Genomic DNA, 17,527 nt, shown 5'->3' with positions numbered 1-17,527 from the left:
ATTATCAGCGTTGCTTATGGAAAAGTTCAGAAGCTATTTGATTTTTTACGGGTCAAATCTTTGAAAATATTAGATTTGAGGAGCTGAATTATCGCATGAATTTTATAATGAAAAAAATATTACTGTGCCTTTTAAGTGTATTTGCATTTGCACCAATGAGTGAAGCGCAAAATGCCATTAGCAATTATACCGTTTGCATTGGGAAGGCATCATATGCCAATACCGATTTTATTTTGTTGAGGAAATTTAAGCAGCGAAACAAAACTAAATTCTTAGCAGTAGCTGTTTATTCGCTTAATACATCAATTTTAGATTCGGCTGAGGTTAAATTCAATTTAAGTTACTGGCAGCAATTGAAATCTACCTATTCAAATACACCTTTCATAAAAGCATTGATTGATGTTGAGGCAAAATCATTTTTGATACAAGATGCGGGCGTTACACACGGTTATCCATCTGAAAAAGGCATTACGTTAACTGTAGATTTATGTCCATCGCATAAACCTTTGGACAGAAGCATTTTCAATTCGGTGATTAACGCATTTGCGGGCATTGAAAAACCAGTTCCCTTAGGGCTATCAATTTCCGGCAGGTTTTTACTCAACCACGAAGACGACATCCAGTGGATCAATAAACTACAGCGAGACAATCTCATTAAGGTAACGTGGATTAACCATACTTACAGCCACTACTACGATCCTAAAGTTCCATTGACGGAAAATTTCCTGCTGAAGCCCGGCACAAACATCCATAGCGAAGTTTTGAAACTGGAGCAATTGATGTTGGAGAAAGACATGCTGCCTTCTGTATTTTTTAGATTTCCCGGCTTAGTTTCAGACAGTGCTATCGTAAAACAAATCATCACCTTAGGCTTAATACCGATTGGAAGCGATGCATGGTTGGCCAAAGGTAATCAGGCCAAAAATGGGAGTATTGTGCTAATACATGGTAACGGGAACGAGCCTGTTGGCGTTAAAGACTTTATCAGCTTAATCAAAAACAAAAGCCAGCTTGTAAAAAGCCGGCAGTGGTTAATGTTCGATTTAAGTAATAGTGTGAAAGGCGATTTTTAAACTTGCCTTATTCTTCGCCCGACGTGATGTACTTACTTACTACCAATAAAAGTGAAGTGCGATTGGCCTTTGCCTCTTCGTAATTTTCTTTCAACAAAGTAACTACTTGCCTATTCTTAAGCTTTATCGCGGCCATCTGTAGTGTTTGAAAAGTAGCCATCTCTAAACTTTCCAAATTCTGTAAGTAAAAGAGAATGGATAAGTCCCGCAACTCATTGTCTTGTCCTTGCTCCGCAATTGTTGCAAATGTATCTGCGATGTAGCCTTTCACTCCTTTAGCATTGGCCTCGGTATAGGAAGAATCCAATAACGCATAAATCACTTCCATTTTAGACATCTCTGTTTGTACGTTGTCTAATGTCTGTAAAATAGACGTCTTAAGTTCGTGGTAATGTGCTTTTTCTAATAACTCTGGTAAATGTACTATTAAGTGAGATTTTGTACAGTAAATCATATCTAGATGCGTTATAAAAAAACGCTCTATTTTTTCATAATCCACGTTCATATTTAAATGATATTCTAATTTAAATGGTATTGTAAATTTTTAAGTTGATGGCTAATACTTAACACCGCTACTAATTTTTAACTAACTGCTTTGCTGTAAGTAGCAACTGCTCTATATCAAATGGTTTATTCACCATGGCATCAGCATGAGCTTCTTCCGCAAGTCTGTGCAAGTCTCTTTCGGCAGATAGTAACACTACGGGCATGTCTTTTGTTTGAGGCAAAGATTTTAGCTCCCAACAAAGTTGAGCACCGGTCATCTGAAAACCGCTGATCCTAACATCGAGTAAAATTAAATCGGGATTTATTACGGCTATTTCATCTGCCAGCATGCCAGTAGCATTGGTAATTACTTCGTAACCGTCTTCTACAAAGATAATATCCAAAATATCTAATATATCTGGATCATCTTCAATAATCAATATTCGCTTCTGCTTCATAAGTATCTGGCACTACAACATTTAAGTTGCAGCATTGTTTTAGAAATTCTCTTCCAAAACTTCATTGAGCAATGTACGATATATAAATTGAATTTCAATCGAGGGTTTTTCAACATCATTCGCTATTGTCATTTTTAGGCAACAATTCAAAAGTATATACTCAAAAAAAGAGTATCTGACTTACCTTTGTAAGGTAAAATCAAATCCCCTTAGCCTATAGCCAAACTTATTACCTAATCATTATAAAGGAACAACGTGAAAAAATCACTTTCAAGATTAGGCTTATTAGGCATTACAATTTTCTTTTTTTTATCAGCAACTAGCAAACCTGAAACTGCACCTTACGCAAAAGTGGTAAGCAAAGTTATTTCGGTAGATAGCGTTTACAACTCGCACATAACTAGCTTATACAGCGATCTTCATTTGCAGGAAAAAGGATTGGCATTGCCGGTTTTCGAGAAAGCGTTAACTGGTTTTTACAACCTGAGGCAGTTGGGCTTAGTACCGCACAAGTCAATTTTAACGATTGCAGATTTTGACCAGTTAAGCACAAAAAAACGATTGTATATTATTGATTTACAACAAAAAGCATTGTTACTAAATACTTGGGTGGCTCACGGACAAAATAGTGGTGGTGATGAAGCCAATATGTTTTCTAACATTAACAACTCTTTTTCCAGTAGCTTAGGATTTTACTTAACAGGAGAGGTTTACCATGGTGTACATGGCAAATCATTAAAATTAGATGGTTTAGATGAAGGCTTTAACTCCAACGCTCGTAGCCGTTCAATTGTGGTACATGGTGCAGCGTACGTAAGCGAGGGAACGATTAAAGCTTTAGGCAGATTAGGTCGTAGCCAGGGCTGCCCCGCCGTAGCTCCAGAAGTAGCTGACAAAGTGATTCAAACCATTGAAGATAAAACGGTACTTTTCATCAACAAATCGGATGAAAAATACCATTCTAAATATTTAAATGAAACTTTGGCCGCTAGTTTCGCCAGCGATCAAATGCAGGTTAATCATTTTGATTGATTGGATAAACATTTTAACCCAATCGCTGTAAATGTGTGTATAACACAATATCTAAACCGTAAACATCTTTGCGATATTGTAGTTTTCCACTTTCATCCAGCCAACAAGTATTGTAAGTTAAATAAACGGGAACCTTACTCGGAAGCCCCATGTCTTTAGCTTGTGGCTGACCAGTTTGCATCGCATTTTGGATAGTTTGATACTGATTTCCGTTGCCGAAAAGTGCTTGTGCTAATTTCATTGGCTCTTCCACACGAACGCAACCGTGACTAACTGCCCGTACCTGCAAATCGAAAGCTTTTTTAGCTGGGGTATCATGCAAATAAACGCTACTTTGGTTATTGAAAAGGAATTTAATTTTTCCCAATGAATTATCATCGCCAGGGCGTTGTTTGAAACTGTATTTCTTTGCGGCACCATCTTCTGACCAATCAATAGTTTCCGGATCCTCAACTATTTTTCCATTTTGATAAACATCGATGTTATTATTGGAAAGGTAATATGGATCTGCCGCGGCATACTTAGATATCTCATTAGATGCAATACTTTGAGGAATATTCCACACTGGATTTACCTGAACGCTGTGAATCAAACTATTCAATTGGGGTGTCTCTCGGTTAAACGGTCTGTCTTTTTTTACACCGCTTTCATCATACTCTACCAATTTATCTGCGTAATCTTTATTTCTTCCCTCTCCTACGCAAACTTTCATCTTTAAGGCCGATTTTCCGTTTTCAATCACATCAAGTGTAAAATCAGGGATGTTAACCAATACGTATTTATCGCCGTTTGGCTTATTTTGCCAGCGCATACGCTCCAGATTTACCATTAAAATCCTTATTGCTTCCTCGTTATTTGTTCCGCCAAATGCCGATAATCGTTTTAATTCACGCTGCATTGTCAAATACGCTTTATCCTTAGGTTGAATACTATCCAAATATTCCTTAGGATTTTCAGCATTCAATGAAGTAGTGAAACTTTTCTCATCAGGACGTTTCGTTTCGGTGTAATACTGTGCATAAATTCTTCTCGGACTTACAGCGCCAAATTGCATAACATCACCGTAGTCGGTTATTGCTGCCGCTAGCAAAAGTTCCAGTTCTGTTAGCGAATCATAAGCCTGCTCTACCGAATTCAACTTTTTTTGGTCTTTCATATCGGTATATAAGGTGCGAATTTTAGCTGCGTTGAACATATTGGCCGACAAGCCGTGGTTACCAACACTATCCAGTATCGCCATTACACTATCCATCTGCTTTTCAGAAAATATTTTTTGCAGCACTACGGGTTGATATTCCTGCTGCTCGTAATAGGCCGCCATAAACTTAGGATTGCGAAAGCGTTTAGTCATAGCTTGCTGTTTCGCTTTAAGCTTTTCCGCAAGGACCTCAGGATCCATTTGCTTGAATACCTTATTGCCGGTAGACTTAGCAGCTAACTTTGAAAACTCAGCGTTTTTGTTTCCGCAAGAACTAATAAAAGATAATAGCACTACACATAAAAGTGATAATACCAAAGCGTGGTGATGTTTTTTCATGTTTATAATAATGAAAACCATCAATTTTTGTTTTAAAATTTTGCTTTTTGGGATTTTCTAAATAAAAGTTCAGTTTTTCTCAACTAAAAGCGATTTAATTGGTTATAAGCATAAGTAATAAATGATAGCGGTTATGAAATATTTTAGCAGATTTACAGTAATGGCACTTACAGGTTGCCTTACAATAGCTTCCTGCACTCCTGCAGAGAGATCATATGACCATTCTTCAACAGAAGCATCAGACTCTGTTATTGATGCTAGTACGAAAGCAAAAGTAAACACAGCAGAAGTTGACATGGATGGGCGAGAAAAGTCTTTCATCTTATCAAGCTATTCGCATAGTTTATATATGGTTGATTTAGCTGCTATCACCGCCCAAAGTAAAAATAGCGAACTAAGAAAATTTGGAAACCAGTTAGGAACAACTTATCAGGAGATTGTTGTTAGCGTGGAGAAATTGGCCAAAAACGATGGTTTATTAATGCAACGACAACTATCAGCAGCGCAGCAAAAAGAATTAAGCGCTTTGAAAGAGCTTTCCTCACCTACTTTAGACCAGCAATCTCTTCAGAAAATCAATCAGATGTTGGCAACGTTTACTACCGTGTTTAAAGAAGGCTCGCATCTACAGAAGGCGGAATTAAAGAATTTTGCAGACACTAAATTGCCATTAGTGCAGCAACAACAAGCAATGGCAGCCAAACTTATTGCAGCTTCGACAGATAGCGGCACGCAAAGTACTCGCCCTGGTGAAGTATCGACAGGAAATTAATTAGCCAGCGCTCTTATTTGTTAACAATAAATTGGAGCGCTTCTTATTTTAAACAGCATGAAAATCTCAATGATATCGGTACAAAGGAAGACTGAACTTCCGGACTTTTAACCCTTAATCCTGTCTTAAAAACTCACAACTTACAAATCGCTTTAAGATTGCTTCGTCGTTCCTCCTCGCAATGACGGGATGTTTAACCCTCTCTGCCTTCGGACTTCCGGACTAAACTAACAACTACTGCTTCACTTTACTAAGCTTATCAATTGATACGATATGAATAGCGTTACCATGCTTTTCTATCAACTTTTCCTCTTTAAAATCAGCGAGCATTCTACTCACCGTTTCGCTTGCAGTACCTACAAATGCTGCTAAATCATCCCTCGAAATCCTCAATGTACAGCTGTCCTCTCCATTTTTTGCGAACTTCATTGCCAACTGAACCAAAGCCTCCGCTACTCTTTTACGTACCGAAAAGTAGGCCAACTTCAGCATCTGATCCTCTTTGAACCTAATATTTCCAGATAGTAATTCGATGAATGCAGTAGCCATTTCCTGATGGTTAAATAATGCATCCATAAAATCTGCCTTTGGAATGAGCAACAAGTCTGTATCCGACAAAGTCGCTGCATTATCTGCATAAGCTACCCCACAACACAAACTCTCATAACCAAAAAAGTCACCATCTTTAAAAATATTGGAAGACAGCTCCCTACCATCTTTAAACCTACGGTAAGTTTTCACCTGACCGCTCTTAATGAAATACAGGTAGTTAGGTTCATCATTTTCAACGTAAATGACCTGTTTGTTAGCAAATTGTCGTTGTTTGCCTTTCTGTTTTAGTTCTGCAAAAATGCTTTGTATATCTTTGGGAGTTGCTTTAAAGCCTACGGTCTGATTTTTCTTTTTAAGTCTACTTTCTATCGCATTGAAGAGTTCTAAGTCATCGAAAGGTTTTGTCAAATAATCATCAGCACCCATTTCCATTCCCTTACGCATATCGGCCCGTTCAGCCTTAGCTGTCATAAATATAAACGGAATGCTAGCCAGTTTTGGATTTTTACTCAATAGGTAAAGTACACCATAACCGTCCAATTCGGGCATCATAATATCGCACAAAATGATATCTGGAGACGAGCTGAGTGCAAGCTCAACGCCAATTTTTCCATTTTTTGCGGCTACAGCCTCATAGCCAGCCAATTCGAGGACTTCAACAGTCCCTTCTCTGATATCGTCATTATCTTCGATGACTAAAACCTTTTTCATGCGTTAACTGCTAATGATTAAAACTAAAATTCAAGGTAAATGTAGTTCCTTTATTTTGCTCAGTTTCACAACTTACCGTGCCATTCATCAACCCTACATAACGCTTTACAATATTCAAACCAAGTCCAGTACCGGGAATGTCGCCAGTATTATGTGCCCTAAAAAAGGGTTCAAATAAGTTCGCTTTATCTATTTCAGGTATGCCAATCCCATTGTCCTTAACTTCGATAGTGAGGTCATGAGCCGTTAAAATGCTATTAAACTGAATCATGGTATTTTCCCCAGAATATTTAATGGCATTAGAGATGAGATTGATAATACAGTTTTTCAACAGATTGTGGTCCAAAAATACTTGTGCACTTGTACCTTTATGCTCGTACACGATCAACTGATTTTGCTTGCTGATCAACTGCATTTCCTCTACAATTTCTTCTGCGAAGGAAATCATATCAAACCAGTTTGCCGCAGGTTCAACCTTACCCGCTTCCAATTTTTCCAAAGAAAGGAAATCGTTGAGAATTGTAGTGAGGTTATTAATTGCATTTTTGATTTTTGAGGTATGTTTAATTACTCCCGCTTCATCGTTTTTTGAACTATACTTATCGATAAGCGAGGCAGAAAGTTGTATAGAACTCAAAGGTGTCCTAAACTCATGCGAAGCCATAGATACGAACCTCGTTTTCAACTGATTAAGCTCCTTTTCTTTTTCGAATAAAGCACTCACATGCTCTTTAGCAGTTTCCAGCTCATTAATTGATCTGATCAGGTCCTGTGTACGTTCTTTGATCTTTTGCTCCAGTTCTTCAGTATAACTTTTGATCTTCAGTTCGTCTTCTTTCTGCCTACTCAAATCATGAATAAATCCGGTAAATATCCGCCTGTCAGAAAATTTAACTTCGCTTACGCCCAATCTAAATGGGAAAATAGAGCCGTCCTTTCTTTGCCCTTGCACTTCTCTGCCTATGCCGATAATGTGCGCATTTCCACTTTGCCTATAGTTCGCAATGTACTGATCATGCCTTTGCTGATCAGGTTGTGGCATTAGCATCGACACATTTTTACCTGTTAACTCCTCCCTATCATATCCGAACAATGCCAATGCTGATGGATTGATATGCTCAATGACACCAAACTCATCAATAGTGATAATTCCGTCTATTGCGTTTTCGATAATAGCATTTAGTAGCTTGGCTCTTTCCATCAATCAGAATAAATTTAATCGGCAAGTTTTTTCAATTTGGTAATTGAATTCCAGTTAAAACTTAACGGTGTACAAATACAGAGGCAAGTTAAGTAATTTAAAAAAGCCCGTGCAAAAAAACCTTAAATCTTTATACTTAAAAGTCGTTGTTCAGCGCCAAATAACTGCGTTAAAAAATCAGCGTTTGGCCAGTCGTTAAACAAATTTTTGTAATAACTCACACCTTGTTCTAACTGTAATTTAAAAGAATTCAAATATTTAATTTTCTTATCGTTAACTTCTTTTAAATAAAGTTTAACTTGAGTATTTAAATAGTCGATATATAAATTAAGTTCATTGATAAAAACGTGAGGACGATCAATTTGCGCCAACAAATCAGCATTACCGTAAATATGGTTGACCATCTCATCCAATGAATACACACTATTGAAGAACGCCAAGTTTGGCCCTGGACAAATAGCTACCGCGGTACTTTCTTTTGGTTTAAGCTGCTGAGTTTTGATGTAGGTAGAAGTACATAAACCTTCACATAAGCAAACTTTCTCGGTAATTTGCGCAAACCTTTCGTTATATGCTGTAGGCGTTAGGCTTGCTGCATTTAACTCCTTAATTTTTAACTGCTGATACTTTTTGGATGCAGTGCAAATAGGTTCTGCGGTGAATTCTGTATTATTACATAGATACTTTTTGGTACACGGACTGCCCGGCTTACCATCAGCTATGCGTTTTAGTCTCAATTTTTCGATACTGGCATGCCTAAAATTATTGAAAAGTACACCCAGAGGAGAGGAATTACTCAAATAGTAGTCGTCTTGATTTGCACCAGCAAGTTGATTTAAAGTTTGCTCATCCACATTGGTAACTTCAGGCACCAATAAAAACGGACTTCCCCATCCAGTGGCATCCAATTGATAATGCTTAAGTAAAAATTGATTTTCATCCGCTGTACCTATCCCACCTTGCACTGTGATTTTCTGTTGAGGGAGCTTGTTTACTGCCAGCTGTTTTTGTTGTAATGCATTCTCATATAAACTAAAAAGTTCTGCCTGCATTGCCGAACGATTAAATTTGAAATCCTCCAATATTGGCCCAAGTAAAAAACCATCGGTGGCAAACGCATGGCCGCCGCAGTTTAAACCTGATTCTATACGAAATTCGGACACCCAAAGTCCTTTTTTAGCAAGAAATTTAGATTGAATCAATGCAGATCTAAAATCACTGACTTTAAGAATGATACGCTTATTAAATTCACCTTTTTCATTAGGAAAAAACTCCTTAAATCTTTCGATGAAACTATATAATTTTGGATTCATTCCTGCGGATAACACTACGGCGCCTTCGAGCTTACTTTCCGCAAATCCCTTTAACGCTGCAAGTGCATCTGTTTGATCGTCGCCAAGATATTTCCCTTTAACAAAATTTAGTTTATCAACCTTCGCCATGATATTAACATCAATACTTCCCTTAATCATCTTTGACCGTAACAATTGCCGAAATATCTTTTTGCTTTCACCTTCGGGATACTCCATCATCAATTCATAACCTTGCCTTAACTGTGATGTGTGTGGTAAAAGTTCGAAATACCTACATAAATCACTGCCTGGAACAAAATCTTGCCGTTTCAAATTTTCGAACTGCTGATCAACCAAATCATGTAAAAGGTTTAGATATGCCGTAATTCGCTTAGTCCTAAAGCGTTCCTCTGTTTTAGCGATTGGATGAAAGGAAATTCCATTTAGTTGTGAGTGATACTTACGCATCCTTTCAGTCAGGTCGTCATCAACAATAGAAACAACAGATGAAATACCGTAACGTGCAACTTTTAATGGCGTATCTATTGAAAAGCCTAAGCCTAAAACTGGAATGTGAAATTTGTGCGGCATAAATGAATGATAGTTTTTGCCAAAATTATCTAAACAACCTACCTTTCTTCTTTGATGTAGTCACATTAAAAAGTGATTTAAGTCATTATTTGTAGGATTGCTAAGCAGTGGGTAATTGGAATTTAGCTATGATCATTGGCTACATCAATTTTATGTTAATAGTATAAGTTAACGTTAACAAAATGATAATATACACTTAACGCAATAATGCCCTAGTTTTGCTGCAAAAGTAATTTTCATGAAGAAAAATAAACAAAAAGCACAGCTTAAAGCTAATCGTAAACAATCACTTAAAGCTGTAAAAACCACACTAGTTAACGATTTAACCAACTTAATTTCAACTTATGCTGAACCTAACAAAAAGCTTAAAAAATTAGTTGAAAAAGCAGCGGCTACCTTTGCTAAAGAAATTGAGAAAACTGCTAAACCTGTAAATGAAGTTCAAATTGCGGCAAATAATGTGGAAGCAAAAGAACAGGATGCGAAAACAACTAAGCCACGCATCGCTAAAAAATCAGTGAAATCCGAGCAAAAGTAAGGTTTTCCAAAGTCGCAATTTAAAGAATAGCAACTGCGTTTTATACACCTGTCGATTGACCGATATTACTTCTCCCCTAATTTCAAATAGCGTTGATAAAGCTGTTGATATACCCCAACTTTATCAGCCTGCGGCGAATAGACTTGATCAAAACCCGAGCCCATGGCATCTTGCGCTTCGTTGATATTGCTATAGCTTCCACCCACTACTGCTGCATACATTGCAGCACCAAGTGCACAGGCTTGCTCACTTGCAGCAACTTTAATTGGCACATTTAGCACGTTAGCCAATGTTTGCATCACATAAGCTGATTTTTTCGAGATTCCGCCGAGGGCAATTACCTGCTTTATCTCCACTCCCTGATCAATAAACCTATCCATAATCGCTTTGGAACCGAAAGCTGTAGCTTCTACCAAAGCTTTAAAAATGTGCGCTGCACTGGTGCCTAGGGTTAAACCAAACAACGCTCCTTTTTTGTTAAGGTCTACATCTGGAGTTCTGCGACCATTGATCCAATCTAACGCCACCAAGTCATCTTTTGTAACTGGAATCTCAGCTGCTTTGGCAGATAGTTGCGGCAAAATAGCGTCGTTAACCTGACTTATTTGCTCTTCTGTAAGTACATCGGTTAAAATTTCCTTTATAGGAAACGCCAAGATTTGCCTGAACCAGCTGTATACATCACCAAAAGCGGATTGGCCAGCCTCCATTCCTAACATATCGGGAATGATAGAACCGTCAACCTGTCCACAGATACCATTCACCAAACCATCAAATTCTTGGGTTGGCACCACAACCATATCGCAGGTTGAAGTACCCATTACCTTAACAAGACTATAAGCCACTATACCGGTACCCACAGCGCCTAAATGCGCATCTAAAGCACCAACACCTACTTTAACCGTAATAGGCAAACCCAGTTTCGTTGCCCATTCTTGAGATAAATTCCCAACGGATTGGTCAGCAGTGTAAGTTTCTTCATACAACCTATCCCTAAGTTGAGCTAATGCTGGATGCAGTTTCAAAAGAAATTCCTTACTTGGCAAACCATTAAAATCAGCATGCCACATGGCTTTATGTCCCGCAGCACAACGGCTTCTTTTTACATTGAGCACATGCTTGTTTCCGGTCAGTAAAGCCGGCATCCAATCGCAGTGCTCCATCCAAGAAAACGCCTTTGCAGCTACCTTTGCATTTTTTTTGGTGATGTGCAGTATTTTAGACCAAAACCATTCTGAAGAATACATACCTCCAGAATATTTGGTGTAATCTACTTCCCAGTGTTTAGCTAAAGCATTGATTTCATCGGCCTCCTTTAGTGCAGTATGATCTTTCCAAAGGACAAACATTGCGTCTGGATCAGTTTCGAAATCAGGTAACAACGCCAAAGGTGTACCGGATTCATCTACCGCACATGGTGTTGAACCTGTAGTATCGATAGTTATAGCTATAATTTTGTTTACCAAAGATTTATCCACTCGAGAAATTACTCCAGTTACAGCTTCTTGCATTGCCTCTATATAATCTAAAGGGTGCTGCCTAAATTGGGATTGCTGAGCGATACAAAATTGGCCACGAGCCCATCTTGGATACATGCTAACGGCGCAAGCTATTTCAGCACCATTAGCTGTATCTACCAATAAAGCCCTTACAGAATCAGTACCAAAATCAAGCCCGATTACATATTTTTCAGCACTCATTTAATTAAATTTTGATCCATCAACATCTACGGTGCCACAGAAGTGGGTTGTAATTCCGAGTTCTTCCATCGCGGCAGCCTTAATTCTACAAGCTTGGTGTGCGCTTGCCTCATCGTTTGCGTACACCACTTGTATGTGATTCGCTTTGTGTCTTGCCATCATTTGGTCGCGAGATACGCCGTCTAACGTAGCATGCATTATGGGCCATTGATAGTTTGTTTCGTTCCATCTTCTCTGCGTTTCTTCCTCAGGTAACGCTACTGCTTTGCCTACCCCTAAATCGCAATGCAACTGATTGTTGATTACGTACACCCTACTCCAAACCAAATTGCCTTGCTTTGCAATACCTCGTAGTGAACCGCCGCCGCGTTTAAAAAACATTGCCGGCTGTCGGATACTGTCAGAACCTGCATATCCACCAATATGATGTGCGGGCGGAGCTGCGCCAGAAATTTCAAAAACCCACACGAAATCATCAATTTGATCATTTTTGAAATTTTCGCCCCAACGCAAATCGTGTAAAGTATTTTCTGCTGCCATACCTAGCTGGCGCCACAATTTGTAAGTAAGCAAACCATCTATTCCAGCACATTCGTCTACTTCGTTAAAATGCGGGAGCGCTTCGCCGGCATAAAGTTCATTTCCATTATCATCAAAAACCGGTGGTCTATCTTGGTTATTGAGCAAGCCCTCCACTAAGTCGCTGGCAGGCACCAAATCTTTCAAACCTTGCTGATACTGAATTCCAATGGTGTCACAGCCAAATTCAGCGGCCAAACGTAGGGCAGCAATGTACATTTTACACTGCGTTAAAGTTTGCTCCCTAGTTAGTTCCGTAGCCTCATCTGTTCCCCAATCAAACTTCATCCCCTTCTCCAATAGCCAATTCAGTACTTTTTGAGCGTCAGCATCAGTTACAGTAAGCATTTTAGCATACAGTGTAGATTGACTTAAGCGTTCCTTGAAAATTCCAGTGCTGTGTAATAGATCATCAGGTACGATGGCATTAAACATCCCCATACAGCCTTCATCAAAAACACCCATAATTGCCTTCTCATTCTTCAGTTTTGCCGCAAAATCACGACCTAACTGTTCATCTGCTGAAGGGATTTTTACTGACGAAAAAGAAACGACATGGCTTTCCGGATGTTTAATTTCTCCGGTGTTTAGCCAGTTTTGTAAATTATTCAAGAAGAATTCGTCCTTAAAATCAACACTCCAAAGACTACTATACTTTACGTTAGCTTTAGTTAAAGAGCCATTTAAATTCAGCATGCCAACCAAGCCAGGCCATTGTCCACTAAAATTGGCTAATGTTAAAATTGGTCCACGGTGCGTAGTTAAGCCCGCTAAAACATGGTGGCTGTATTGCCAAACACTCTCTGCAACTATAAGTGGGGCATCTTTGTCTATACCTTTAAACACTTCAATCCCCATGCGCTGAGAATCGATAAAACCGTGTTTTTTTATAGGATCATACGCATGTGCCCTTTTAACGATATAACCGAAGTTAGCAAGTACATCTGTTAGCGTAAGTTCCATTTGGTGCTGGGTTTCCCAACAATTTTGATTAGCGGCAATTCTTAAGTCGCCACTGGCCACCAGAAAAATTTCTTTATTCATTTGTTTATTGTTAATAGTTATCGGCTGCTAATGAGCTTTTATGCCTACTTAAAGCTGAAACTTTATTTAAACCAAAGCGAGATATGGCTTAGATTTTTGGTTGAAACCATCACGAAATATATTTGGCTTTAATAAGTTTACTTTACAAATATGCTGCTTGAGCTAAGACGTTTGTTCTGTGTTATTGCCAATTTATTATAGGATGTTACCATGATAAACATTGTTTTTGGCATTATCCGAAAATATTTAGCTATAATTAAGGAATATTTAACCAAATATCTTGAACAGTTATGAAACCTCATTTTCATAAAGTACCTGTAGGCTTACAAAATTCTTTCAGTATCAGACATGATATTCAAGAAAATTTCGGGAAAATTTGGCACTACCATCCAGAGTTGGAACTACATTACGTAATCCGTGGAGAAGGCGTTAGGTTTATTGGAAATAATATCAGCAATTTCGCTTCGGGAGAGATCATTCTGCTAGGAGAAAATCTACCGCATACTTGGCGTTGCAGCGATGAATATTTTCAAAACAACCCTAATCAAGAGGTAGAAGCGATAGTGATCCATTTTTTGCCCGACTGTTTAGGGAAAGATATCTTAAACCTACCTGAAGCTTACTTGATCCCTAAGCTTTTTGATAAAGCAAAAAAAGGAATGCTTTTAAAGGGTGAAAATCGGGATAAATTGGCGAAACTAATGCTTCAAGCTAAAGATACAGAGAACTTAGATAGGTTAATTGTCCTACTCTCTATCTTAAAACTTTTGGCAGAAGCAGATGATTATACGGTTTTGAATCCCGGGCACGTGCAATACCAATCAGACGAATCGGATGTGATTAGACTGAATAAGGTTTACAACTACACACTTACCAATTTTAAAAAGGAAATTAATTTACATGAGGTAGCTTCGATAAGCAACCTAAGTGTAACATCATTTTGTAGGTATTTTAAACAGATGACCAAGAAAACCTACTATGATTTTTTAATCGAAATTAGGGTAAGTCATGCTTGCCGTTTACTAGTTGAGGATAAGCATCCTACAAATATGATCTGCTATCAATGCGGATTTAACAATGTCTCTAACTTTTACAGGCATTTTAAAAAGGTGACCGGGATTACACCGCTGGAATATAAACGTAAGTATTTAGCTGAATGATATAGCTAACAACAACACATTATATGGCAGGGAAAGAAACAAAAAAAGTAGTGCCTTTACCTAGTTCACTTTCAAACCATATTTTGCCATTTTGTAAAGCGATAAAATCGGCACACAACACCAGTCCTAAACCAACGCCCAATTCGTTGGCAGTACCTGGAATGCTCTGTGCCTGATGCTTGAAAATAAAAGCCTGTTTATCTTTGGCTATCCCCACTCCGAAATCCTGCACAGATAAAATAAAATTTTTCTTGTCCTGCCAACTCTTAATCGTTACCTCGCTATCCGTTTTACTGTACTTGATGGCGTTAGTGAGCAAATTACGTAACACAATTCTCGTCATCTCCAAATCTGCAAAAAGTTGATCAGTTAAAATCTCCTTTTTAATTTGGACTTGCTTTTTCGTAGCAAGCGGACAAACAGAGGAAAGTACGCCATCTAAAAGTGTGTTAAAATCGATAGTTACCAAATTGACTTTTGTGCCTTCCAGCTGCGATTTTGACCAAGCCAACAAATTTCCCAAAAATTCCGACGTACCATTAGTCAATTCCAGCAACTGCCCTTCCAACATGGACTTATCCATTTCTTTAAGTGAATGATTTCTGAGCAGTTCCAAATAACCTTGTATACTGTTAAGAGGTGTTCGCAAATCATGAGAAATGATGGAAAACAGCCTATTATTTTCTTGGTGCAACAGTTGAAGCGCCTCAGCACGTTCGCGGGCCAATCGTCGTTCTTTATTATAGCTTCTTATTACGCCACCAACTAATATGTAGGTGAGAGAAAGCATGATTGCAATAATGCAGGCGATATCTAAAAAGCGTTCAGATTTATTACCATAAACTTTTGGAACTCCGTATCTATACTCAAAGTACAACAAACTACAAATGACTAAGATGTGAAGCAGCAAGTAGATATATCGATGCTTATGATGGATGAAAATGATTACAATTAAGCTCAAGAAAAAGCTGAAAAGTAACGGTCCGTCGATGCCAGCTCCGTAATAATAGTTAACGACCAAAAAAATGTAACTTAAAAAAGTGAAGCCATAACGAGCAATAGCAAAGTTTCTTTTAAAGCGTGATTGATAGTAAAGAAAAAGCTGTAGTAAAAAAGCAATAAATGAAACTATGGCTAGTTCGGGAATTACCACTACATACGAATCATACAGCACAAAAATCAGCAAGGTGCACATAGAAAACAGGCCACCTGAGTTCAATATCCTTTTTTCCAAGGGAAATTCAGCACTAGGTCCTCTTAGGCGTTCCCAAAATTTTAACAACAACAAACTGATTTATTTTAATATTGAGGCCTATAATCACCTGCTCCAATTTGGATGACAATTATTTACTCGACGATAAAGATAGGCAAATCGCAGGCTTTTTTAAACAAATAAGTTGTAAATAGAGCGTCCTGTCATCAGCTGTATCACTGATTGTTAGCTTTTTCTATTGGTTAACATTACTACAGCCATGCCAAGCAACAAGCCAAATCCCAGCGCCTTTTTTGTTGTCCTAGAGGGTGTGGAAATCATGGCATCACCATAAATGCGGTGCGGATATCTAGAGGGCTGAAGTACATTGCCTCCATTTGGATCCGCATTTTTGAGCTTCATCATCAACCGCATTCCTGCCGAAGCAGTATTAACAACTATTTTAGGGAACAAATCATGTATTGTTTTAATTGCCCACGAACTGAAATCAGGAAACTTATCTTTTTTAGGAAATACCGCCAATTTTAGTAATTGATGTGCGGTATCTTTTGGATCTGCAGCCAATGGAGGAACTTTAAAATCAAGTCCCGAATATTTGGCAGAGTGCATGTTACCAGTGGAGCGCTGTATTTGGGGATAAAGGTTACAGATATGGATATTTTCTTCAGCAGAAATTTCGCCTTGCAGACATTCCATCATTCCTTTAATACCAAATTTAGTGGCAGAGTAAACAGCGCTATACGGCGCAGGCATAAATCCGCCGATAGAAACATTATTTACCAATACACCAAATTTTTGCTGCTTAAAAACTGGAAGCACCGCGTGAGCGCAGTTTAAGTAGCCAATCAAGTTAGTTTTTACAACCTGATGGCTCACCTCTATAGGAATTTCTTCAAAACGGCCGCTAGCCATTACTCCGGCATTATTTATCCAATAATCCACCTTACCTCCAAAAGCTATAGCCTGGGCAAGCAACTGCTGCACAGCCGCATATTCAGAAACATCCGTTGAAACTTGCAAAACCGAAGCCCCTAAAGCAGCACATCGTTGCGCAGCGATTTTTAAACCTTCCTCTCCCCTTGCAGCTAACACTACTTTACATCCGTAGGTTGAGAATGCCTCTGCCGTAGCCAAGCCTACACCACTAGAAGCGCCAGTTATTACTACTGTTTTTCCCTTTAATGCCAATAATAAATTTGTTTCTTCCATCACACTATTTTATTGTTGAACATCCATCACTTAGAAAAGTTTGATTATAGAAATGAGATTAAGGTTTATCAAACCAAAACCAATTACGGGTGTTAACAAATAAAAAGAATTGATATGGGAATTATAAGAACAGCACTCATTGGTGCCGCGGTATACGGCGCAGTGAAATATCTAACAAAGAAAGATATGTTTGGAAGAACAAAGTTGGATGAGATCAAAGAAAAAGCTCCGGAGTGGATGGAAAAAGCGAGATCAGCAGCTAACGATTTCAAAACCAGAACGGTTTAACAAACGACATTAAACATTAAGGAGATGGGTTGACCGTCTCCTTATTTACACGCAAAACTACTTCCTAGTCATCGATATATCTCCGCAACGC

At 38.4% G+C, this 17,527-nt stretch carries 16 protein-coding genes; 6 read left to right on the top strand and 10 right to left on the bottom strand.

Annotation, left to right across the window (positions count from 1 at the left end):
- The first annotated feature begins 107 nt into the window (after positions 1–107).
- Positions 108–1,073 carry a polysaccharide deacetylase family protein gene (locus ACY2A0_RS17025; RefSeq protein ID WP_461790578.1) on the top strand — a complete coding sequence of 322 codons (966 nt, stop codon included), beginning with the start codon at positions 108–110 and terminating at the stop codon, positions 1,071–1,073.
- 7 nt (positions 1,074–1,080) lie between these two features.
- Here the strand turns inward: ACY2A0_RS17025 and ACY2A0_RS17020 are convergent, their stop codons facing one another.
- Both ACY2A0_RS17020 and ACY2A0_RS17015 read right to left on the bottom strand, forming a co-directional pair.
- The gene (locus tag ACY2A0_RS17020) at positions 1,081–1,578 is read right to left on the bottom strand and encodes a DUF892 family protein (protein WP_461790577.1); all 498 of its coding nucleotides are present in this window, start codon (positions 1,576–1,578) and stop codon (positions 1,081–1,083) included.
- Positions 1,579–1,648: 70 nt separating this feature from the next.
- Entirely contained in the window at positions 1,649–2,017 is a 369-nt protein-coding gene (locus ACY2A0_RS17015) for a response regulator (protein ID WP_461790576.1), read from the bottom strand.
- Between the two features lie 255 nt (positions 2,018–2,272).
- Between ACY2A0_RS17015 and ACY2A0_RS17010 the strand changes: the two genes are divergently transcribed.
- Positions 2,273–3,049, top strand: coding sequence for a murein L,D-transpeptidase catalytic domain family protein (locus ACY2A0_RS17010; RefSeq protein WP_461790575.1), 777 nt, complete (start codon positions 2,273–2,275; stop codon positions 3,047–3,049).
- Positions 3,050–3,062: 13 nt separating this feature from the next.
- Here ACY2A0_RS17010 and ACY2A0_RS17005 read toward each other — a convergent pair whose 3' ends face one another.
- Complete coding sequence (locus tag ACY2A0_RS17005) at positions 3,063–4,586, bottom strand: L,D-transpeptidase family protein (protein WP_461790574.1); 1,524 nt, start codon at positions 4,584–4,586, stop codon at positions 3,063–3,065.
- A 133-nt stretch (positions 4,587–4,719) separates the two neighbouring features.
- Here ACY2A0_RS17005 and ACY2A0_RS17000 point away from each other — a divergent pair, with 133 nt between their 5' ends.
- A complete protein-coding gene (locus ACY2A0_RS17000) occupies positions 4,720–5,358 on the top strand; it encodes a DUF4142 domain-containing protein (protein WP_461790573.1) in 639 nt (212 codons plus the stop codon).
- A 234-nt stretch (positions 5,359–5,592) separates the two neighbouring features.
- Here the strand turns inward: ACY2A0_RS17000 and ACY2A0_RS16995 are convergent, their stop codons facing one another.
- The 3 genes from ACY2A0_RS16995 to ACY2A0_RS16985 all read right to left on the bottom strand — a co-directional run bounded on the left by ACY2A0_RS16995 (position 5,593) and on the right by ACY2A0_RS16985 (position 9,705).
- Positions 5,593–6,621, bottom strand: coding sequence for a response regulator (locus tag ACY2A0_RS16995; RefSeq protein WP_461790572.1), 1,029 nt, complete (start codon positions 6,619–6,621; stop codon positions 5,593–5,595).
- 10 nt (positions 6,622–6,631) lie between these two features.
- Positions 6,632–7,822, bottom strand: coding sequence for a PAS domain-containing sensor histidine kinase (locus ACY2A0_RS16990; RefSeq protein WP_461790571.1), 1,191 nt, complete (start codon positions 7,820–7,822; stop codon positions 6,632–6,634).
- Positions 7,823–7,944: 122 nt separating this feature from the next.
- Positions 7,945–9,705 (bottom strand): hypothetical protein, encoded by a 1,761-nt coding sequence (locus ACY2A0_RS16985; protein WP_461790570.1) that lies wholly within the window; start codon positions 9,703–9,705, stop codon positions 7,945–7,947.
- 238 nt (positions 9,706–9,943) lie between these two features.
- On the opposite strand from ACY2A0_RS16985, the gene ACY2A0_RS16980 reads away from it, so the two are divergent.
- Positions 9,944–10,243, top strand: coding sequence for a hypothetical protein (locus ACY2A0_RS16980; RefSeq protein ID WP_461790569.1), 300 nt, complete (start codon positions 9,944–9,946; stop codon positions 10,241–10,243).
- Between the two features lie 65 nt (positions 10,244–10,308).
- On the opposite strand, the gene ACY2A0_RS16975 is transcribed toward ACY2A0_RS16980, so the two are convergent.
- The gene (locus tag ACY2A0_RS16975) at positions 10,309–11,943 is read right to left on the bottom strand and encodes a ribulokinase (RefSeq protein ID WP_461790568.1); all 1,635 of its coding nucleotides are present in this window, start codon (positions 11,941–11,943) and stop codon (positions 10,309–10,311) included.
- On the bottom strand, positions 11,944–13,566 hold the full coding sequence (locus ACY2A0_RS16970) for a fucose isomerase (protein ID WP_461790567.1): 1,623 nt from the start codon (positions 13,564–13,566) through the stop codon (positions 11,944–11,946).
- 290 nt (positions 13,567–13,856) lie between these two features.
- Between ACY2A0_RS16970 and ACY2A0_RS16965 the strand changes: the two genes are divergently transcribed.
- Complete coding sequence (locus ACY2A0_RS16965) at positions 13,857–14,726, top strand: AraC family transcriptional regulator (RefSeq protein ID WP_461790566.1); 870 nt, start codon at positions 13,857–13,859, stop codon at positions 14,724–14,726.
- A 19-nt stretch (positions 14,727–14,745) separates the two neighbouring features.
- On the opposite strand, the gene ACY2A0_RS16960 is transcribed toward ACY2A0_RS16965, so the two are convergent.
- Positions 14,746–16,014: a sensor histidine kinase gene (locus ACY2A0_RS16960; protein WP_461790565.1), complete on the bottom strand. Its 1,269-nt coding sequence runs from the start codon at positions 16,012–16,014 to the stop codon at positions 14,746–14,748.
- Positions 16,015–16,164: 150 nt separating this feature from the next.
- Positions 16,165–17,148 carry an SDR family NAD(P)-dependent oxidoreductase gene (locus ACY2A0_RS16955; protein ID WP_461790564.1) on the bottom strand — a complete coding sequence of 328 codons (984 nt, stop codon included), beginning with the start codon at positions 17,146–17,148 and terminating at the stop codon, positions 16,165–16,167.
- A 114-nt stretch (positions 17,149–17,262) separates the two neighbouring features.
- Between ACY2A0_RS16955 and ACY2A0_RS16950 the strand changes: the two genes are divergently transcribed.
- Positions 17,263–17,436 (top strand): YtxH domain-containing protein, encoded by a 174-nt coding sequence (locus ACY2A0_RS16950; protein WP_461790563.1) that lies wholly within the window; start codon positions 17,263–17,265, stop codon positions 17,434–17,436.
- Positions 17,437–17,527: the final 91 nt, after the last annotated feature.

The sequence above is a fragment of the Pedobacter sp. genome, from assembly GCF_965249885.1.
Classification (GTDB): Bacteria; Bacteroidota; Bacteroidia; order Sphingobacteriales; family Sphingobacteriaceae; genus Pedobacter.
The sequence above is the reverse complement of the archived record's forward strand: the minus strand, read 5'-3'. Positions and strand labels throughout refer to the sequence as shown.